15 protein-coding genes are annotated in these 21,569 nt (G+C 37.5%); 14 read left to right on the top strand and 1 reads right to left on the bottom strand.

Translation table 11 applies throughout. The features are described 5' to 3' along the window. The first annotated feature begins 2 nt into the window (after positions 1-2). The 8 genes from A9G09_RS02125 (at position 3) to A9G09_RS02090 (ending at position 14,100) form a co-directional block, all read left to right on the top strand. Complete coding sequence (locus A9G09_RS02125) at positions 3-1,448, top strand: TrkH family potassium uptake protein (RefSeq protein WP_065633291.1); 1,446 nt, start codon at positions 3-5, stop codon at positions 1,446-1,448. 793 nt (positions 1,449-2,241) lie between these two features. Then, entirely contained in the window at positions 2,242-3,804 is a 1,563-nt protein-coding gene (locus tag A9G09_RS02120) for a TerC family protein (protein ID WP_065633273.1), read from the top strand. A 537-nt stretch (positions 3,805-4,341) separates the two neighbouring features. Beyond that, complete coding sequence (ybaL, locus tag A9G09_RS02115) at positions 4,342-6,141, top strand: YbaL family putative K(+) efflux transporter (RefSeq protein WP_065633272.1); 1,800 nt, start codon at positions 4,342-4,344, stop codon at positions 6,139-6,141. A 178-nt stretch (positions 6,142-6,319) separates the two neighbouring features. Then, positions 6,320-7,630, top strand: a complete 1,311-nt coding sequence (locus A9G09_RS02110; RefSeq protein WP_065633271.1) for an NCS2 family permease — start codon at positions 6,320-6,322, stop codon at positions 7,628-7,630. 317 nt (positions 7,631-7,947) lie between these two features. Then, the gene (xylA, locus tag A9G09_RS02105; RefSeq protein WP_065633270.1) at positions 7,948-9,267 is read left to right on the top strand and encodes a xylose isomerase; all 1,320 of its coding nucleotides are present in this window, start codon (positions 7,948-7,950) and stop codon (positions 9,265-9,267) included. Between the two features lie 70 nt (positions 9,268-9,337). Continuing rightward, positions 9,338-10,795 (top strand): xylulokinase, encoded by a 1,458-nt coding sequence (xylB, locus tag A9G09_RS02100; protein WP_065633269.1) that lies wholly within the window; start codon positions 9,338-9,340, stop codon positions 10,793-10,795. A gap of 404 nt (positions 10,796-11,199) precedes the next feature. Further along, entirely contained in the window at positions 11,200-12,846 is a 1,647-nt protein-coding gene (locus A9G09_RS02095) for a family 43 glycosylhydrolase (RefSeq protein ID WP_065633268.1), read from the top strand. An 18-nt stretch (positions 12,847-12,864) separates the two neighbouring features. After that, positions 12,865-14,100 carry an MFS transporter gene (locus A9G09_RS02090; RefSeq protein ID WP_218056796.1) on the top strand — a complete coding sequence of 412 codons (1,236 nt, stop codon included), beginning with the start codon at positions 12,865-12,867 and terminating at the stop codon, positions 14,098-14,100. An 87-nt stretch (positions 14,101-14,187) separates the two neighbouring features. Here A9G09_RS02090 and A9G09_RS02085 read toward each other — a convergent pair whose 3' ends face one another. Further along, positions 14,188-15,372 (bottom strand): DNA-binding transcriptional regulator, encoded by a 1,185-nt coding sequence (locus A9G09_RS02085; protein WP_065633266.1) that lies wholly within the window; start codon positions 15,370-15,372, stop codon positions 14,188-14,190. Between the two features lie 431 nt (positions 15,373-15,803). Here A9G09_RS02085 and rpsL point away from each other — a divergent pair, with 431 nt between their 5' ends. From rpsL to nusG, 6 genes are all read left to right on the top strand, one after another. Further along, the gene (rpsL, locus tag A9G09_RS02080) at positions 15,804-16,178 is read left to right on the top strand and encodes a 30S ribosomal protein S12 (protein ID WP_034883792.1); all 375 of its coding nucleotides are present in this window, start codon (positions 15,804-15,806) and stop codon (positions 16,176-16,178) included. A 99-nt stretch (positions 16,179-16,277) separates the two neighbouring features. After that, positions 16,278-16,748 (top strand): 30S ribosomal protein S7, encoded by a 471-nt coding sequence (rpsG, locus tag A9G09_RS02075; protein ID WP_065633265.1) that lies wholly within the window; start codon positions 16,278-16,280, stop codon positions 16,746-16,748. Positions 16,749-16,856: 108 nt separating this feature from the next. Continuing rightward, a complete protein-coding gene (gene fusA, locus A9G09_RS02070; RefSeq protein ID WP_065633264.1) occupies positions 16,857-18,959 on the top strand; it encodes an elongation factor G in 2,103 nt (700 codons plus the stop codon). Positions 18,960-19,027: 68 nt separating this feature from the next. After that, positions 19,028-20,212, top strand: coding sequence for an elongation factor Tu (gene tuf, locus A9G09_RS02065; RefSeq protein WP_065633263.1), 1,185 nt, complete (start codon positions 19,028-19,030; stop codon positions 20,210-20,212). Positions 20,213-20,347: 135 nt separating this feature from the next. Continuing rightward, positions 20,348-20,749, top strand: coding sequence for a preprotein translocase subunit SecE (gene secE / locus A9G09_RS02060; RefSeq protein WP_065633262.1), 402 nt, complete (start codon positions 20,348-20,350; stop codon positions 20,747-20,749). A gap of 1 nt (position 20,750) precedes the next feature. Further along, positions 20,751-21,296 (top strand): transcription termination/antitermination protein NusG, encoded by a 546-nt coding sequence (gene nusG / locus A9G09_RS02055; RefSeq protein WP_065633261.1) that lies wholly within the window; start codon positions 20,751-20,753, stop codon positions 21,294-21,296. The last annotated feature ends 273 nt before the right edge of the window (positions 21,297-21,569 follow it).

The following is a 21,569-nucleotide window of genomic DNA, read 5'->3' as shown; positions in this document are numbered from 1 at the left end:
TGATGCATTGGCGTTCAATTATCAGAATCGTTGGATTGTTAATAGCCTTATTATCGATATTTATGCTTTTACCAGCACTGGTCGCGTTGATTTATCGTGACGGTGCGGGAGCGATTTTTGTTCGTTCATTTTTTGCAGCGCTAGTTTTAGGTTGTGTTTTATGGCTTCCTAATCGAAATCACCGCCATGAACTTACCACGCGTGAGGGATTTTTTATTGTCGTACTATTTTGGTTAGTATTAGGGACTATCGGTGCCTTTCCCTTTATTTTTGACAACCATATCAACCTTAACTTAACCACAGCTTTTTTTGAATCGTTTTCTAGCTTGACCACAACAGGCGCAACCACTATTGTGCATCTTGACCATCTACCTAAAGCACTACTTTTTTACCGGCAGTTGCTACAATGGCTCGGCGGGATGGGTATTATCGTATTAGCCGTAGCCATTTTACCATTATTAGGGGTCGGGGGTATGCAGCTTTATCGGGCCGAAATTCCTGGTCCACAAAAAGACAGTAAAATGCGACCACGTATTGCCGAAACAGCAAAAACACTGTGGTCAATTTACATTTTGCTCACCACCCTATGTGCTATTTGCTTATGGCTTGCTGGCATGAATGTGTTTGACGCCATTTCGCACAGTTTCTCGACAATTTCGATGGGCGGATTTTCAACCCATGATAATAATCTAGCTTATTTTAACAGTCCGGCCATTAATTATATTGTGACCATTTTTCTAATCTTATCGGGTTGTAATTTTGCACTACACTTTGCGGCACTAAATGGGTTTTCTATCAGTGTTTATTGGCGAGATCAAGAATTTAGAACCTTCCTTTTTATTCTTATAATTTTAATTATTATCTGTGCTTTTGTTATTTATGTCTATCAACCACAACGCCATCTAAGTATTGATAAAATTATATTACAAGTAGTCTCAATAGCCGCAACCGTTGGCTTTACGGTTGATGATATTAATACCTGGCCGTCTTCATTACCTATTTTCTTACTTTCTGCATCATTTATCGGTGGCTGCGCTGGTTCTACCGGTGGTGGATTAAAGGTAGTGCGTGTATTATTACTCTTTATGCAAGGTTCACGTGAATTAAAGCGTTTAATTCACCCTAACGCAATTTATACCTTAAAACTCAATAACCGCGTCGTACCCGAACGCATAATCGAAGCGGTTTGGGGGTTCTTTTCTGCTTATGCGTTAGTCTTTTTAGTCAGTCTATTTATAATTATGGGCACAGGCATTGATGCTACAGATTCTTTTTATATTGTCTCTTCATCCCTAAATAACTTAGGTGTTGGGCTAGGTAGTGTAAGCGATAACTTTGCTAATGTGAGTGATTTAGTCAAATGGGTAATGGTTGTCGATATGTTATTTGGCCGATTAGAAATCTTCACCTTGTTAGTATTATTTACACCAACTTTCTGGCGTAGCTAAGGATTGGTGATGTTTGTCAGGAATCATTTCTACTTATCAATCAAACTCGTTTTTTAAATTTCTTAATTTCTTAAAAGAGATTTTCTGGTTTGGTTGGAGGTTCGGACGTTAGTGGTTTTGCTGATTTTTCTTGTCAGTGAACACGTCCAAATTAAGGGATTTTTTGCGAAATCCACTAACAACCCCTAGCAGCACAAGGACAAAGTGGCCTGCGACTTCCCTCCGCCTTCGTGCGGTCTTACGCACCACCGCTGATTTGTTCCTGACAAAACAGCGCCTTGCCAAATATCCCTGTTTGGCATGCTAACCGCGCTCAGTTGTCGGCACGTTGTAATTGCGCGGATATGTGCTTTAATAAGCGTCTTAGCTTATTGATGCGGAATTTTCAAGATTCAGAGCTCAATACTAAAACACCTATTTCGCTTAGATTTTTTTGTTTGGTTTGGGTTTCGGACATTAATGGTTTTGCTGATTTTTCTTGTCTGTGAACACGTCCGAGTTAAGGGATTTTTGCGAAAGCCCCTAACATCCCCGCTTTACTGGGACGTAATTATCGTTATGAAAAAATCACTCAGCCAGAAACGTCCGAAATCTCACCCTACCCCAAAATCACCCAATCTCGTTCAGAACTTGAAAGAAACGCCTACATTAAAGTAAAAAACTTCCCCACTCTCAATCACAAAACCACCAAATTTTGACAAAAATTATAAATATTTTATTGATTATTTAGCCAATTACAGACAGAATTACTGGGCAGCATGTGCTGTATTTATTTGAGGTAATCACCTGACATATGGAATGGATCATGGATCCTACAATCTGGATTGGTTTATCTACTCTGGTTGTACTTGAAATCGTCCTTGGTATTGATAACATTGTTTTCATTGCCATTCTTGCCGAGAAACTTCCCCCCCAACAACGAGATAAAGCACGCGTCACGGGGCTAGCTTTTGCATTAATTACACGCATTATTTTACTAATGTTTGCAGGCTGGTTAGTCACTCTTACAACGCCTTTATTTTCGATATCAGGAATAAGTTTTAATGCACGCCAATTAATTATGTTAATTGGAGGGATATTTTTACTATTTAAAGCCACCATGGAGCTCAATGAACGACTTGAAGGTGCTTCACAGGAAGATGGCAAACCGAAAAAAACATCTCATTTTTGGACCGTTGTCGCACAAATTGTCGTACTTGATGCCGTATTTTCGCTCGATTCGGTGATTACTGCCGTTGGGATGGTAGAACATATTCCAGTGATGATAATTGCAGTATGTATAGCAATTGGAATCATGATGGTCGCCAGTAAACCGCTTGCCAATTTTGTTAATTCACATCCAACAATCGTTATCCTCTGTTTAAGTTTTCTATTGATGATTGGTTTTAGTTTGGTTGCTGAAGGATTTGGTTTTGCAATACCTAAAGGTTACTTATACGCCGCAATTGGCTTCTCGATTATGATTGAATTTTTCAATCAATTAGCGATCTTTAATCGTCGTAAAGCGTTAAACAAAAAACCATTACGTGAACGCACAGCCGAAGCGATATTACATTTACTTAAAGGCGATGCCGAAGAAGATCCAGACACGCATACCGTTGATGTTGTATCTGATGCCAATAAAAAAGTATCAGTATTTAATCATCAAGAACTGAGTATGGTTGAACGGGTACTCGGGCTTGCACAGCGTTCGGTAAGCAGTATTATGACCTCAAGATTAAATGTTGATATGATCAACATTAATGAAAATCGTGAAGTTATTTTAAAAGAAATTTTCGATAATCCACATTCACGATTAGTGGTGACTGATACAGCTTCAATTGATGAACCATTAGGCATTATTCAGGTTAATGATCTTTTAAAAGATGTACTACAAAACAAAGAGCCGATTGATATTAGTGCACTAATAAAACAACCGCTGATTTTTCCAGAAACAGTCTCGTTATTAGTTGCGTTAGAACAATTTAAAAAAGCTAAAACCCATTTTGCCTTTGTGGTTGACGAATTTGGTTCAATGCAAGGTGTTGTGACTGTCACAGATATCATTGAAACCATCGCGGGGGACTTTCCAACCGAAGAAGAGGAAATCGACGCCAAACATGATATTCAATGCTTAGAGGATAATAGTTGGATAGCTAATGGTTATATTCCTGTTGAAGAATTGATCAGGTTTGTCCCAATCCCTATTGATGATAAAAGAGAATATCATACCTTAGCGGGACTTTTGATGGAAAAAGCGCAGCATTTACTTAATGTTGGCGATACCATCCAAATTGGTGATTATCAATTTGAAATTGCCGAAGTAGAAAGTCATCGTATTCTTAAAGTCAAAATTAAACTAAACAAACCGGAATAAGACAGTTAGCATAAAATGCATTAGCCCACCTAAGTGGGCTAAAACTAAGTTAACTCATTATGATAGTACATTCGTTACTTATCGAACTAACTGGAAATGGTTTGGCTATCCTACCAAGCAAGACTCAATCACCCTTTTTTAAAGCTATTGAAACTACTAAAGTAGAAAGTCAATCGTATTCTTAAAGTCAAAATTAAACTAAACAAACCGGAATAAGTCAGTTAGCATAAAATGCATTAGCCCACTTAAGTGGGCTAAAACTAAGTTAACTTTTGATTAAAAAGCGCCGTTTGTTTATTAAATCAAAGCTAAATCTGTTAACTGTCCGACTTAAAGCATGAAATAGCTAAATTGCCGATTTTTTTCAAAGCAATTATTCATATCTAAAAATAGTAAATAAAGCTTAAACCAAACTATTTACCTGTTACAGTGATTGGTGAATAACTGTATCTATTAATTCAAAAAATCATCATGTTATGTTAACATTAACACACTCCATACTTTCAAACTCACCCTTTACAAAGCAAGGAGGTATACATGCATGACACCGGGCCTTTACTCATTGCCATTATCGGCGGCATTGTACTTGCCACCCTACTTGGATTACTCGCTAATCGTTTACGTATTTCCCCGCTAGTCGGTTATCTTATTGCCGGTATTATTGTTGGACCCACAACACCTGGATTTGTTGCAGATACATCAATTGTGCAAGAACTAGCAGAAATAGGCATTATTTTGTTAATGTTTGGTGTAGGGCTACACTTTTCATTAAAAGATCTTATGCAAGTAAAAAACATTGCTATTCCCGGTGCAATTGTTCAAATTACCGTTGCCACATTGCTTGGAATGGGTATGTCTAGCTTGATTGGATGGCCGATTTTAACAGGATTAGTATTTGGGCTGTGCTTATCTACTGCAAGTACAGTTGTATTACTCAGAGCCCTAGAAGATCGAAATCTGATAGAGAGTCGTCGTGGTAAAATTGCAGTGGGATGGCTAATTGTTGAAGATTTAGTCATGGTGTTAACACTTGTATTGCTACCTGCGATTGCTACCATGTTTAGTGATAGCGATAACTATAATACAATCGATGTTGTCAAAGAAGTCGCCAAAACTATAGGTCTTGTAATTCTTTTTATCGCTATCATGATTGTAATTGGTCGACGAACGATTCCTTGGCTATTAGCCAAAAGTGCCGCAACAGGTTCTGAAGAGCTTTTCACACTAACCGTACTTGCTATTGCTTTAGGTATTGCTTTAGCAGCAGTACAACTGTTTGGCGCTTCATTTGCATTGGGCGCTTTTTTTGCGGGAATGGTATTAACTGAATCGGATTTTAGCCATCGGGCCGCTAAAAATATCTTGCCATTAAAAGATGCCTTTGCCGTACTATTTTTTGTTTCAGTTGGAATGTTATTCAAACCACAAATATTACTGATTCACCCTATTGCCGTATTGTCGGTGATTGTAATAATCATTTTAGGCAAATCACTCGCTGCATATTTGATAGTCAGATTATTTGGTTATTCTAAACGCACCGCTTTAACTATTTCAGCAAGTCTGGCGCAAATTGGTGAGTTTGCTTATATTCTTGCGGCATTAGGTATCACTTTACAGATCTTTCCTGATGAAGCGCATAGCCTAATTTTAGCTGGTTCTATCATATCTATTGTGCTCAACCCTTTCATATTTAATATGCTCGAATACTACTTATCACGCACTGAAAACATTGTTGATAGAATGATTGATCCCATTATTGAAATTAACCAACAAATACCCGAGGTTGAAAACCATGCTATTTTAATTGGCTATGATAGATTAGGTAGTATGATTGCCGAAAAATTAATTGCCCATCACGTGCCGTTTATAGTGATCGAGCCGTCACTAACTTTAGTTGAAAAAATTCGCCATGATGGATTAATTGCGGTATTTGGTAATGCAATAAAGCCGGGGATCCTCAATTTTGCTCATATCAAATCAGCCAAATGGTTAATTATTACCTCGCCAAATGGCTATAAATCAGCAGAAATATCGCAACAGGCGAAAACGGTGAATCCTGATTTAGAAATTTATGTACGAGCATTTTACGAAGATGAAATCGAATATATTGAAGAACATGGTGCAACCAAAGTTGTTACCGGTGAAGAAGAGATTGCAAATCACCTTTTACAGTTTCTTAATATTGATAAACAACATGAAACAAATAATCAATATCAAGTTAGTCAAACCATGTCGATTGATATGGAAACTTCAAATACTAACAATAATTTAAAAGTTAAAATAGATATTCCGGTAAATGCTAATCTTGCCGCAGGAAATGGTAGTCCGATAGAATAACACTTGACCTAAATAAATAACTGGCAATAATAACGCAGTAAAAACTCTGTTTATTGTAAGATGTGGAGTGAATACTTCGCATCTTTTCTATTTTTGGCTTACAAAAATTTTAGATAAACACAGCAAAAACACACTAAATGCACATTGACTATTATCAATCAAAATTAGGCCTTAACTTATGAATTCAATATTCGAAAAAGTATTTCAATTGAAAGAGAAAAAAACCACCATTGGTACCGAAATCATTGCTGGTTGTACCACCTTTCTTACTATGGTTTATATCATCTTTGTTAACCCGTCTATCTTATCTGCAACCGGTATGGATACTTCTGCGGTATTCGTTCTTACCTGTGTGGTGACAGCTGTTGCCACTATTTTAATGGGTTTGTTTGCCAATTTACCGATCGCATTGGCCCCAGCGATGGGACTTAACGTATTTTTTGCCTATGGGATTTGCGGCGCAATGGGCTATTCTTGGCAAATTGGCATGGGCGCGATATTTTGGGGTTCTTTAGTCTTTTTCGCTTTATCACTATTTAAAGTACGTCATTGGTTAATTGAGCATATTCCACAATGTTTACGAGTAGGGATTAGTGCAGGTATTGGACTATTTATTGCCTTTATGGGCTTCCAAAATATGGGCATAGTCGTGAGTTCACCGGCAACACTCTTAACCATGGGCAATATCTTATCACTCAAAGTCTTATTAGGCTCTCTTGGTTTTTTTATTATTATTATTTTAGCAGCGCGCAATTTCCATGCAGCGGTTTTAATTTCAATATTTGTAGTCACACTACTGGCGTTATGGCTTGATCCTAATATTACGTATCAAGGTGTAGCGGCAGTGCCACCGAGTGTCGCACCAGTTGTTGGTCATGTTGATCTTGCTGGCTCATTCAACATTGGTATTATGGGTGTGATTTTTTCAGTGATGATTGTTAGCTTATTTGATTCATCAGGCACAATTTTAGCCTTAACCGACAAAGCAGGCATTTCGGACGAAAAAGGACGCTTTCCTAAAATGCGTCAAGCACTATTAATCGATAGCTTTAGCTCATCACTAGGCGGATTATTTGGTACATCATCTGTATTAACTTATATTGAAAGTTCTGCGGGTATTTCGGTTGGTGGACGAACTGGCTTAACAGCTGTTGTGGTTGGAATCTTATTCTTACTGATGACCTTTTTATCACCGCTTGCACATTTAGTACCAAGTTATGCCACATCTGGCGCACTCATATTTGTCGGTATTTTAATGGTTTCAAGTTTAGTCAAAGTTAACTGGTCTGATTTAACCGATGCAACGCCTGCATTTATTACCGCTTTGATGATGCCTTTTGCCTTTGCAATTACTGAAGGTGTTGCGCTTGGCTTTATCTCTTATGTGGTATTAAAAACCTGTACAGGTAAATTTAAAGAACTCAATCTTTGTGTAATTATTTTTGCATTATTGTTCGCATTAAAATTTATCTTTATTGATCATCACTAATTTAAACAGCTATTGCTACGATTAACACCGTAGTAATAGCTTAGTTACTTACCAACCAGCTAATCTTCAAAAATCCTCATTATTCAGTCAAAAAAATCATTCATTATCAAACATGTCACTAGAGGTGCTTATAGAGTTTGATCTGCATCACAAAAATAAAAAAACATAAAATAATTACAAAATTTAATAATTGTCGTTAGTTTCAAATTTAATGCATATTGATTACAACGTATTAACACAACTGTGCTTAACACTAAATTAAAACAAGCAAAGATAACTCTCTCATTAACTTATTAGGCACCATTTAGAGGAATATTATGAATCAATATTACGACAAAATAGATAGAATCAACTATGAAGGAACACAATCAGATAATCCTTTTGCATTTCGACATTATGATCCAAACCAGATAATTTTAGGTAAAACAATGGCTGAACATTTACGTTTTTCAATCTGCTATTGGCATACTTTTTGTTGGGCAGGTACCGATATGTTTGGTTCTGGTTCGTTTGATTATCCTTGGCAAAAAAGTAGTGATCCTTTAATCAATGCTAAAGCAAAAGCCGAGATTGCTTTTGAGTTTTTCTACAAAATGAATGTTCCTTTTTATGCTTTTCATGACGTGGATGTTTCACCTGAGGGGAGTTCAATTCAAGAATACATCAATAATTTATCCACTATGACTGACATTTTGCTAGAAAAACAACAACAAACAGGCGTTAACCTACTTTGGGGCACAGCAAATTGTTTCACTAATCCAAAATATGCAGCGGGTGCGGCAACTAATCCGGATCCAGAAGTTTTTGCTTGTGCAGCAACGCAAGTTGTCTATGCGATGAATGCCACACATAAACTTGGTGGACAAAATTATGTGCTATGGGGTGGTCGTGAAGGCTATGAAACACTTTTAAATACCGATCTTCGTAAAGAAAGACAACAACTGGGTAAATTTATGCAATTGGTTGTTGAAAACAAACATAAAATTGGTTTTAAAGGTGCATTACTAATCGAACCTAAACCTCAAGAACCCACCAAACATCAGTATGATTATGATGTTGCCACTATTTATGGTTTCTTAAAACAATTTGGACTAGAAAACGAGATAAAAGTTAACATCGAAGCTAATCATGCCACCCTTGCTGGTCACTCTTTTCAACATGAAGTTGCCTCAGCTATCTCACTTGATATTTTTGGTTCGCTTGATGCCAATCGAGGCGATCCACAATTAGGTTGGGATACCGATCAGTTTCCAAATAGTGTCGAAGAAAATACTCTTGTCATGTATGAAATCCTAAAAAGTGGTGGTTTTAAAACAGGCGGTCTAAATTTTGATGCCAAAATTCGCCGTCAAAGCGTTGATAAATACGATGTCTTTTATGGTCATATTGGCGCTATTGATACTATGGCGTTATCATTGAAAAGTGCAGCAAAAATGCTCGAAAGCCAAACATTAAGCCAATGTGTTACCAATCGTTATGCTGGTTGGGATAAACAACTTGGTAACGATATATTACAGGGAAAAATGTCATTACAACAAATTGCAGAGTATAGTCTAAAACATAAATTACAACCAAAAACACGTAGTGGAGAGCAAGAAAAACTTGAAAACTTAGTCAATAAGTTCATTTTTGGCTAATCGTTAGGCAACATAAGTTTATTAGGGCTACAAACCCGTAGCCTTAATAAACATTGTAGTGGAGAAATATATGTATATTGGTATTGATTTAGGCACTTCCGGTATAAAAGTCATTCTCATGGATGAACAGCAAAACATTATCGCATCGACAACACAACCTCTTAGCGTGTCTCGCCCTTTTCCGCTTTGGTCAGAACAAGATCCAAATCAATGGTGGCAAGCGACCAATATAGCGATGCGTGAACTTCGTTCACTGCATGATTTACAACACGTTAAAGCGATTGGTTTAAGTGGGCAAATGCATGGAGCAGTATTATTAGATAAACAATTGCAAATTTTAAGACCAGCCATCTTATGGAATGATGGCCGCTGCGATGCCGAGTGTCATCAATTAGAACAGCAAGTCCCGAATTCAAGAAAAATTACCGGTAATTTAATGATGGCTGGCTTTACTGCGCCTAAAATCAAATGGGTTAAAAATCATGAGCCAGACATTTTTGCCAAAATCGATAAAGTGCTCCTGCCTAAAGATTATTTACGTCTTAACATTACCGGACAATTGGCATCAGACATGTCAGATTCAGCCGGCACCATGTGGTTAGATGTTGAAAAACGTGATTGGAATGATGATCTATTAGCCGCTTGCGGACTAAGCAGGCATCATATGCCGACGCTATTTGAAGGTAACCAAATCACCGGTTATGTCAACGATGAAGTTGCAAAAAGTTGGGGAATTAATACCATTCCGGTGGTTGCTGGTGGCGGTGATAATGCAGCTGGTGCAATTGGTGTTGGGCTCTATCAATCAGGACAAGCGATGTTATCACTTGGCACCTCGGGCGTCTACTTTGCTGTCACAGATCATTTTATTAGTCAACCTGAACAGGCTATTCACAGTTTTTGCCATGCATTACCAAATCGTTGGCATCTTATGTCCGTAATGTTAAGCTGCGCATCTTGCCTTGATTGGGGCTGCCAATTATTATCAATTAAAGATGTACCTACGCTAATTTCATTAATTCAAACCGATCAAACTGATGCTAAACCTCCCATCCAATTTTTACCTTATTTATCTGGCGAAAGAACGCCACATAATAATCCTGAAGCGAAAGGCGTATTTTTTGGCTTAACTAATCAGCACAACAAAGTAGACTTAGCTAAAGCCATATTGTTAGGTGTCAGTTACGCACTGGCTGACGGTATCGATGTCGTTGCGAAAACTGGCATTTCGCCCGATAAAATAATGGTAATTGGTGGCGGGGCAAAAAGTGCCTACTGGCGACAATTAATCTGTGATATTTCTGGTTATCCTATTGAATATTGTGAAGGCGGTGAAGTGGGTCCGGCATTAGGGGCAGCTAAATTGGCCCAAATTGCTTGCCATCCAGATACCCCTATAAACGATTTATTACCTTCACCAAAAGTAATTCAGCTGCATCAACCTAACCGTGATAATTATCAAATCTATCAACAACAACGCGCTGTTTTTAGACAGATTTATCAGCAACTAAAACCACTCATGTGTTAATGATCATCAAAGGAGGAAGGAATCATGTTACCTTCCCCCTTATTTCCACTATCGAAAACCAATCATATCAATACTTAAGTAAATCGCTCTTCCCAATAAAAAGGCGTTAACATAACATTATTGTGTCAATAAACTACCGCTAGCTTGATTGGCGATTGTTACACACCACCTGTGCTAAGCAGATCTTTTTTAGAATTAAAAATCTTAATTTACCTGCCAATTTTTTATATTTTTCAGATTGTGACAAATATCTCATAAACCAAATTTCATAAATTTAAAACCAAATTTGATAATAACAAAATAAACAGAGATAAATTATATTGAAAAGCACGTTTTAATTTATCTGTTATGCAACTTATATTTTTCATTGAGTATCAATAATTTAACGATAAGAGAAAAATAACATGCTAAAAATAAATAATCCCGTTATACCCGGTATGTCACCCGACCCATCGATTATTCGTGTCGATGATATTTATTACCTTGTAACCTCGACTTTTCATTGGCTACCAGCGATACAAATTTTTAAATCAACTGATTTAGCCAATTGGCAACTTATTGACTATGTGTTTAAACAAGGAGAAATTAATTTATCAGGAACACATACACCAGCAGGAATATGGGCCCCACATTTATCGTACGATCGCATCACCAAAAAATATTGGCTTATTTACTCTCACATGATCAATATGGCCGGACGAGAATTTAATGCCGATACCTATGTAACGTTTGCCGATAATATTCAGGGTCCTTGGTCTGCACCTATCTACATCACCTCAATAGGTTTTGATCCTGCACTGTTTCATGATGAGGATGGTAAACATTATTTAACCATTCTAGAATGGGAAACACGTCAAGGTTACCAAGCACCGGGTAATATCGTAATAGCCGAAATCGATTTAGACCATAAAAAATTAGTAAGCCCTTGGGTTCGCCTTACACAAGGTTTCACCACACGAGGCTGCGCCGAAGCACCGCAACTTTATAAAAAACAGGATTATTATTATTTGTTAATCGCAGCTGGAGGGACCGGTTATGCACATGGCATTGAAATTGGGCGTAGTAAAACTATTTTTGGCCCTTACCAACCTCATCCATCATTAGAACCTATTGTGACATCTTCGCCTAATCATCTATTTTCATTGGGCGATCCTGATGCGGGTCATTTTGAAATGTATAATCCTAACTCAATCATGCAAAAAGCTGGACATGGTTCACTAGTTGAGACACAAAATGGCGATTGGTACATTGCTCATCTGATGTCCAGACCGATAAAAAACACATTACTAAATCCACTTGGACGCGAAACTTCAATCCAAAAAATGCAGTGGACTGACGACGGTTGGTTAGTCATGGCTGATGGTTCTAATTTGGCTAAAATGGATTTCGACTCTGAACTACCACTTGGTAAGCCACTCAATCACGATGTGATTGATGAGTTTGATGGATCATATTCATTACGTTTTATGACACCTTATAGAAATCAAACCACTAATTGGGTCAATAGCTATGAACGCACAAGTCATCTCAGGATATATGGGCAAAATTCACTATTTTCTCAAGTTAATCCGGCTATCATGGCAACAAGGGCCACATCGTTTAATTATCACGTTCAAACCAAAGTCGAATTCCAGCCCGAGCATTATTCACAAACGGCAGGAGTTGGGCTTTACTATGATGCCAATAATTGGATTTACTTTCACTTAACCTATAACGAACAACTAAAAACTACCGTTCTTAGCCTTCTACAAGCAAAGTTAGGCGTTCGAATCGAGTTCACCAATCACCGTGTTGCTATACCTCATGGTGTTGTTGAACTCAAAATAGTCTATCAACAAGGTATTATTGAACTATTTTACAAACGCGATAACGCTTGGCTATCTTTCATGAGTAATTTGGATGTCCTTTACTTATCTGATGAAGGCGTTAATGGCGAGCCGGGTGAAATAGGTGGATTTACTGGCTTATTTAATTTTATTGCCTCTGTCGATAGCTATCAGCATCAATCTTATGCTGACTTTGACTATTACTATGTAATAAATAATGATTGAGATTTAAGGCGATATATTATGAAAATAACGATTCCATTAACTCGACTTATCCCTGGGCTAATCATTGGTCCTGCATCGTGGTTAGGTCCATATATTGCTGCATCAAGTCTCTTTTTACCGGCACTAATTCAACAAATTGATGAAGCCAACAAGATCCATCTATTAGCCCTATTTTCTGCCTGCGGTATGGTGATTGCGGCAATATCCAATATGCTTGCAGGCTATTTATCAGATCGAACACGCTCAAAATTTGGTAATCGCTCACCTTGGATAATTTGTGGTGGCATCGCTTTCATGCTTGCTATGATATTAGCGTCAACGGCTGATAGCATACCTTTTTTACTGGGCTGTTGGTTATTTGGTCAAATTGCATTGAATTTTATTGTTGCGCCCATGGTGGCTTGGATAGATTTTGCCGCTGACGATAGAAAAGGCACCGCATCGAGTGCTTATGGTGGGCTGGGAATGGCACTTGGTAATAATGGCTTTACAATTATTGCTGCAATGTTTTTAGGTAATTTCCGGTTTGGCTTTGTTATCTTTGGTGTGCTGGCATTTATTGGTATATTAATTGCTGTCATCATAGTGCGAGAGCCAGCTAATCTAAATCAAGCAACCACCCATCGTGCAATCAGAAAGCAAAATAGTTTTAGTGGTGCGTTAACAATTTTCCCTAAGTGGTCAATTGGACGAGACTACTACTTAGCGCTAATTGGTAAACTCTTTCAAGGTGTCAGTAATTTTACTATTGCAGGTTACTTATTATATATCATGACCGATTTTATCCACCATGATGCGCAAGCAACCCAAAATTCAATTCAGCTAATTAATTTGATTATGCTTATATTAGGCATTTTAATGGGGTTCATTGCAGGACCAATCTCCGATAAATTAAAAATTCTAAAACTACCTGTTGGACTGTCCACTATCTTTTTAGGTATTGGTGCAATAAGCTTATTTATTTATCCAAACCTAAATGGTGTCCTTATTTATGCCTTTACTGCTGGTATTGGTATGGGGATCTGGAATTCACTCGACAATTTATTAAATTTAAAAGTGATTCCCGATAAAAATCGCATAGCATTCTTTTTAGGTATTTACAATCTAGGCAATACTATTACCCAAGCACTAGCACCAATTATTGCTGCTTTTGTTATTTCAGTATTTGGCTTTTCTGCTATTTTTATCGTTTCATTGATATTTGCCACAATGGGGGGCATAGCCATATTATCGATTGGTTCAGTTAAAAAATAGTCTATTCACACCAGAAAAATTTTGTTAGTAACGAGCAACTTTTTTCTGGTGATAAAGTGATACAACATAATTTTTATTAACGCGATATCATGATGAAGTTTTATTGACAGCATACTTATTTCTATAATCTTTAGGTGTCATTCCATAAAGCTTTTTGAATAAAAAATAAAAGTATTGTACAGAGGGGTAACCACACTGCTCAGAAATCATTTGAATCGACAGTGAAGATTCAATTAATAGGTATTTGGCTCGATTAAACTTTTCTTCATGAATGACACAATGAATTGTTTTACCTAATGACTCTTTAAAACGAAGTTCTAAGTTTGATCGAGATATTTGCATTTCAGAAATAACTTGCTCAACTTTAATTCCTTTACAAGCATAATCGCGAATATAATGCATAGCTTGAATTACATATGGATCTTGTATTGATCGGTAATCAGTTGAGCGCCTAGCAATAATTTTTTTAGGTGCTATAAGGAGTGGTTCTGTTGAGATTTTGCCTTTTGCGAACTGTTTATTTAATAAACTTGCCGCATTAAATCCCATCTCTTCAGTCCCTTGCTTGACAGTCGATAACGACACCATCGACAAATTATTGATCACCTCTTCATTATCAATCCCAATCAAACATAACTGTTCAGGTATTTTTATTCCCACTCTATCACACGCTTGCAAAATATGATGCGCTCTAGCGTCATTGACCGCAATAATGCCTGTATTAACCGGTAAAGCGAGTAACCATTTAGACAGTTTGTCTAGGCTTTCTTGCCAATTATCCAGCGAGGTAGTCATTCCTTGATATATAACCCCTTGGTAGCCTTTTTGCGCTAAGATCTGCTCAAATATTTTTTCTCTTACTGCTGCCCAGCGGCAATATCGCGTTGGCGGTATACTATAAAAAGCAAATTGATGGATGCCTTTTTCGCATAGATGATTAAACGCACTTTCGATAATGGCATAATTATCAGCTGCCACATAAGGTACGTTTGGATAGCTTACGTGATCATGATAAGAGCTGCCAACACCAATAATAGGAATGGTTTCTTTAGCCAGCAAGTCTTCAATATCCGGATCATCAAAATTGGCAATAATCCCATCACAATCAAAATGAAAAGCGGTTTTTGCATCATAACGCAGGGTTTCTGAAATATAAATATTCCAATGAATATTATGCAATTTCAAATAATCGCCAATGCCTTTTAATATTTGGCGGTCATAAATATTGTTTGCATTAAAGAGTAAAACAACTTTGTAAGATTCACTTTTCATAGATGTTATTTAATACATGGTAAATTCACGATCAGTATAATATTACTATTTTTTAATGCAAAAATTTGATTAATATAATTTTAATCTTTATCGATAAAACCACGTTGATAATTACACATAAAATACGAGTGTACCTAAACTTAAGCCATCAATTACAACTAACTGTGTAATAAATACTATTTTAGTGGCTAAAAATCTTACTAAGATAAAAATAATCCGCTTACTGATGATACTCAACTATACCTCGCTATAATCAATATTAAATATGTATTAAACCCGACAAACAACTTGTGGTAATACTTGACATTATGCCTGTTGGGGTCTAGAATCTTGCGACCCAAAACTTATATACATAGGTTTTGGTCTACAGTTATTAATTACGTATCTAAAATGCAATTTTAAATTTATTTTAATTAATCAGGAGCTTATTAATGGCAACAATTAATCAGCTGGTACGCAAACCAAGAGCCTTAAAGGAAGCGAAAAGTAACGTTCCTGCCCTTGAAGCATGCCCGCAAAAACGCGGTGTTTGTACACGTGTTTACACAACTACACCGAAAAAACCTAACTCAGCATTACGTAAAGTATGCCGTGTACGTTTAACCAACGGTTTTGAAGTGACTTCTTACATCGGTGGTGAAGGTCATAACTTACAAGAACATAGCGTGATTTTAATCCGCGGTGGTCGTGTTAAAGATTTACCTGGTGTTCGTTATCATACTGTTCGCGGTGCATTAGACTGCGCAGGTGTTAAAGATCGCAAACAAAGCCGTTCTAAATACGGTGTAAAACGACCTAAAGCTTAATGGTACTCCGTTAAGTAAGGCCAAACTATAAAATTCCATTTAACTCATTTGAGTTTTGGGTAAACCTGAAAATTTATAACATATAAACGGAGTATTCCAATGCCACGTCGTCATGTTGTCGGTCAAAGAAAAATTTTACCTGATCCGAAATTCGGTTCAGATTTACTGGCAAAATTTGTCAATATTTTAATGGTAGATGGTAAAAAATCTATCGCAGAATCAATCGTATATTCAGCTCTTGATAAATTAGCTGAGCGTAGTGGAAAAGACCACTTAGCAGCTTTCGAAGTTGCACTAGATAACGTAAGACCAACTGTAGAAGTTAAGTCTCGTCGCGTTGGTGGTTCTACATACCAAGTTCCTGTTGAAGTGCGTCCTGTTCGTCGAAATGCACTTGCAATGCGTTGGATTGTAGATGCTGCACGTAAACGTGGCGATAAATCAATGGCTTTACGCCTAGCGAATGAACTTATGGATGCTTTTGAAAACAAAGGTACCGCTGTGAAAAAACGTGAAGATGTTCATCGTATGGCTGAGGCTAATAGAGCGTTTGCACACTATCGTTGGTAATCAACCACTTATATTAAGTGGCTTGAAAATAGACTGACAGCACATATCTACTGTCAGTCGACCTAAATGATATTTTATTAAGCAAACGATTCTAAATAGAGGATTAATATGGCTCGTACAACCCCTATAGCACGCTACCGCAATATCGGTATCAGTGCACACATTGACGCAGGTAAAACGACAACAACTGAACGTATTTTGTTTTACACTGGTGTAAGTCATAAAATTGGTGAAGTTCATGATGGCGCAGCTACCATGGACTGGATGGAACAAGAACAAGAACGTGGTATTACTATCACGTCAGCGGCGACCACTGCATTCTGGTCTGGTATGGGACAACAATTTGAACCACACCGTATCAATATCATCGACACCCCGGGACACGTTGACTTCACAATCGAAGTTGAACGTTCTATGCGTGTACTTGATGGTGCAGTTATGGTTTACTGTGCGGTTGGTGGTGTGCAACCTCAATCAGAAACAGTATGGCGCCAAGCAAACAAATATAAAGTTCCACGTATCGCATTTGTAAACAAAATGGACCGTATGGGTGCTAACTTCTTACGTGTTGTAGAACAAATCAAAACACGTTTAGCAGCAGTACCTGTTCCATTAGTATTACCAATCGGTGCTGAAGAAGGATTTACTGGTGTAGTTGATTTACTTAAACGTAAAGCAATTAACTGGAACGATGCTGATCAAGGCGTAACATTTACTTATGAAGATGTGCCTGCTGACATGGTTGAGCAAGTCGAAGAATGGCGTGCTAACTTAATGGAAGCTGCAGCTGAAGCAAACGAAGAGTTAATGGAAAAATACCTTGGTGGTGAAGAGTTAACTGAAGAAGAAGTGAAAAAAGCATTACGTGAACGCGTACTTGCTAATGAAATCATCTTAGTAACTTGTGGTAGTGCCTTTAAAAATAAAGGTGTTCAATTCATGCTTGATGCAGTTGTTGAATATTTACCTGCACCGACTGATGTTCCAGCGATTAAAGGTGAATTACCAGATGGTGAACCAGCAGAACGTCATTCAAGTGATGATGAACCATTCTCATCATTAGCATTTAAAATTGCAACTGACCCATTTGTTGGTAACTTAACATTCTTCCGTGTTTACTCTGGTGTGGTTAACTCTGGTGATACTGTTCTTAACTCTGTTAAAGATAAAAAAGAACGCTTTGGTCGTATCGTTCAGATGCACGCTAACAAACGTGAAGAAATCAAAGAAGTTCGCGCTGGCGACATCGCTGCAGCAATCGGTCTTAAAGACGTAACAACAGGTGATACATTATGTGCTGAAAGCGCACCTATCATTCTTGAAAGAATGGAGTTCCCTGAACCTGTTATTTCTGTTGCAGTAGAGCCAAAAACTAAAGCTGACCAAGAAAAAATGGGCCTTGCTTTAGGTCGACTAGCACAAGAAGATCCTTCATTCCGTGTACACACTGATGAAGAATCAGGTCAAACTATCATTTCTGGTATGGGTGAACTACACTTAGAAATCATCGTTGACCGTATGAAACGTGAATTTAAAGTGGAAGCAAATGTTGGTAAACCACAAGTTGCTTACCGTGAAACAATTCGCAATGAAGTTGAACAAGAAGGTAAATTTGTTCGTCAGTCTGGTGGTCGTGGTCAATATGGTCATGTATGGTTAAAAATCAAACCATTGGAAGCGGGTGGCGAAGGCTACAAATTCAACAACGAAATTGTTGGTGGTGTGGTTCCTAAAGAATACATCCCAGCAGTTGATAAAGGCTGTCAAGAACAAATGAAAAACGGTGTTCTTGCTGGTTACCCAATTGTTGATGTTGAAGTCACAATCTTTGATGGTTCTTACCATGATGTCGACTCATCAGAAATGGCATTTAAAATTGCCGGTTCAATGGCATTTAAAGAAGGCTTCATGAAAGCTAAACCTGTGCTTTTAGAACCGATTATGAAAGTAGAAGTTGAAACCCCTGAAGATTATATGGGTGACGTTATCGGTGACTTAAACCGTCGTCGTGGTATGATCGAAGGTATGGAAGATACTGCAACTGGTAAAACAGTTAAAGCACAAGTTCCACTTTCAGAAATGTTTGGTTATGCAACAGACCTTCGTTCGCAAACACAAGGTCGTGCTTCTTACTCAATGGAGTTCTTGAAGTACAATGAAGCACCAACAAATATTGCAACCGCAATTATTGAAGCTCGTAAAGCGAAATAATTATTTATATAAATAAAGTAACACTTCCCTATTAAATTAGGGAAGTGGTTAAATAAAGGAACATTAAGATGTCTAAAGAAAAATTTGAACGTACAAAACCCCACGTTAACGTTGGTACAATCGGCCACGTTGACCATGGTAAAACAACTTTAACTGCTGCAATTACGTCTGTACTTGCTAAAAAATACGGCGGTCAAGCTCGTGCATTCGATCAAATCGATAACGCACCAGAAGAAAAAGCACGTGGTATTACCATCAATACTTCACACGTTGAATACGATACACCAACTCGTCACTACGCACACGTAGACTGCCCGGGCCATGCTGACTATGTTAAAAACATGATCACTGGTGCAGCACAAATGGACGGCGCTATCTTAGTAGTAGCAGCAACTGACGGTCCTATGCCACAAACTCGTGAGCACATCCTTTTAGGACGTCAAGTAGGTGTTCCTTACATCATCGTATTCTTAAACAAATGTGATATGGTTGATGATGAAGAATTATTAGAATTAGTTGAAATGGAAGTACGTGAACTTCTATCTCAATACGATTTCCCAGGTGATGACACACCAGTTATTCGTGGTTCAGCGTTAAAAGCGTTAGAAGGCGATGCAGCATGGGAAGACAAAATTGTTGAATTAGCTGAAGCTTTAGATACTTATATTCCAGAGCCAGAGCGTGATATTGACAAACCATTCCTACTTCCAATTGAAGACGTATTCTCAATTTCAGGACGTGGTACAGTAGTAACAGGTCGTGTAGAGCGCGGTGTAATCAAAGTTGGTGAAGAAGTTGAAATCGTTGGTATCAAACCGACTACAAAAACAACTTGTACTGGCGTTGAAATGTTCCGTAAATTACTTGACGAAGGTCGAGCAGGTGAAAACGTAGGTGTGTTACTACGTGGTACTAAACGTGAAGAAATCGAACGTGGTCAAGTATTAGCTAAACCAGGTTCAATCACACCACATACAGACTTTGAATCAGAAGTTTATATTTTAAGTAAAGAAGAAGGCGGACGTCATACTCCATTCTTCAAAGGTTACCGTCCACAGTTCTACTTCCGTACAACTGACGTAACAGGTACTATCGAGTTACCAGAAGGTGTAGAAATGGTAATGCCAGGCGATAATATCAAAATGACAGTATCATTAATTCACCCAATTGCGATGGCAGAAGGTTTACGTTTTGCGATTCGTGAAGGTGGCCGTACTGTTGGTGCGGGTGTTGTTGCTAAAGTTATTAAATAATTTTATACACTAGCGACAATAAGAAGGGTGTCGTTTGATACCCTTTCTTATCTAGTCTGTTTAGCAAAATGTTTTTCTTTAAAGAGCATTTTGGAAAATAGATATTATTATAAATAACATAATCATAGGTTTTATATGCTAGTAAGTAACGAGAGTCAAGATACAAACACGAATCTAGACAAATTCAAATGGGGTTTAGTTCTAGTACTGATTGCGTTTATTGTCTGGGGGAATTTCTATTTTGCTGGACCTAATGATATATATCAACCAAATACTATTGTACGAATTATTGCGGTTGTTGTAATTTCGTTGTTAACTTTATTTATTGCCTTTACAACAAATAAAGGTAAGGCATTTTATGTGTTTTTACAAGAATCTAGAAAAGAGCTAAGAAAGGTAGTTTGGCCAACACGTAAAGAAACCGTACAAACAACTTTACTCATTGCTGCAATTACTGTGATTGTCGGCTTAGCACTTTGGGGAATGGATTCTTTATTCCGTTCAATAGTCTTTTATTTAACATCAATAGGACGTTAATATGAGCGAAGCACAACAAAAACGTTGGTATGTCATTCAAGCTTACTCAGGTTATGAAGCGCGTGTTGCACAATCATTACGTGAATATATCAAATTACATAATATGGAAGACGCATTTGGCGAAGTATTAGTTCCTACAGAAGAAGTCGTTGAGATGAAAAGTGGTCAACGCCGTAAGAGTGAACGTAAATTCTTCCCAGGTTACGTACTAGTTGAAATGATAATGAACGATGCGACTTGGCATTTGGTCAAAAGTGTACCAAGAACTATGGGCTTTATTGGTGGTACATCGGATAGACCAGCACCGATTAGTCAACGTGAAGTTGATGCAATTATGAACCGCTTACAACAAGTCGGTGACAAACCTCGTCCTAAAACACTGTTTGAACCAGGTGAGCTTGTGCGTGTTAATGAAGGACCATTTGCTGACTTTAATGGTGTGGTTGAAGAAGTTGATTACGAAAAAAGTCGCCTAAAAGTTTCAGTTTCTATTTTTGGTCGTTCAACACCTGTTGAACTTGATTTTAGCCAAGTAGAAAAAAGCTAATTTATTTGAATATTTTTAATTCAATGACAACAAAAATCACAGAAATTATTCTGTGATTTTTTTTATGCAAAAAATCTGCCTTAAAAATAACAATTACTATTTTTTATTCGCTATTTAAATGTAATGACCAAGATAGCCTTATTTGGATCAACGTCAATGTTTTACCCTTTCGATAAAATGATAGGATAAACATAAAGGTGAATTTGTTCATCACCGACAGAAATGATTTGTATTGCATTTTAGTTTTTTGTCTATTTTTACTTCATTAGTATA

It is taken from the genome of Gilliamella sp. wkB292 (assembly GCF_001690235.1).
Taxonomy (GTDB): domain Bacteria; phylum Pseudomonadota; class Gammaproteobacteria; order Enterobacterales; family Orbaceae; genus Gilliamella; species Gilliamella apicola_F.
This window is presented reverse-complemented; position numbering and strand designations above follow the sequence as displayed.

Coding starts and splice junctions, on each gene's coding strand:
- A9G09_RS02085 (WP_065633266.1), bottom strand. CDS start 15,372: ATGAAAAGTGAATCTTACAAAGTTGTTTTACTCTTTAATGCAAACAAT.
- A9G09_RS02125 (WP_065633291.1), top strand. CDS start 3: ATGCATTGGCGTTCAATTATCAGAATCGTTGGATTGTTAATAGCCTTA.
- A9G09_RS02095 (WP_065633268.1), top strand. CDS start 11,200: ATGCTAAAAATAAATAATCCCGTTATACCCGGTATGTCACCCGACCCA.
- tuf (WP_065633263.1), top strand. CDS start 19,028: ATGTCTAAAGAAAAATTTGAACGTACAAAACCCCACGTTAACGTTGGT.
- fusA (WP_065633264.1), top strand. CDS start 16,857: ATGGCTCGTACAACCCCTATAGCACGCTACCGCAATATCGGTATCAGT.
- xylA (WP_065633270.1), top strand. CDS start 7,948: ATGAATCAATATTACGACAAAATAGATAGAATCAACTATGAAGGAACA.
- A9G09_RS02120 (WP_065633273.1), top strand. CDS start 2,242: ATGGAATGGATCATGGATCCTACAATCTGGATTGGTTTATCTACTCTG.
- A9G09_RS02090 (WP_218056796.1), top strand. CDS start 12,865: ATGAAAATAACGATTCCATTAACTCGACTTATCCCTGGGCTAATCATT.
- secE (WP_065633262.1), top strand. CDS start 20,348: ATGCTAGTAAGTAACGAGAGTCAAGATACAAACACGAATCTAGACAAA.
- A9G09_RS02110 (WP_065633271.1), top strand. CDS start 6,320: ATGAATTCAATATTCGAAAAAGTATTTCAATTGAAAGAGAAAAAAACC.
- xylB (WP_065633269.1), top strand. CDS start 9,338: ATGTATATTGGTATTGATTTAGGCACTTCCGGTATAAAAGTCATTCTC.
- rpsG (WP_065633265.1), top strand. CDS start 16,278: ATGCCACGTCGTCATGTTGTCGGTCAAAGAAAAATTTTACCTGATCCG.
- nusG (WP_065633261.1), top strand. CDS start 20,751: ATGAGCGAAGCACAACAAAAACGTTGGTATGTCATTCAAGCTTACTCA.
- ybaL (WP_065633272.1), top strand. CDS start 4,342: ATGCATGACACCGGGCCTTTACTCATTGCCATTATCGGCGGCATTGTA.
- rpsL (WP_034883792.1), top strand. CDS start 15,804: ATGGCAACAATTAATCAGCTGGTACGCAAACCAAGAGCCTTAAAGGAA.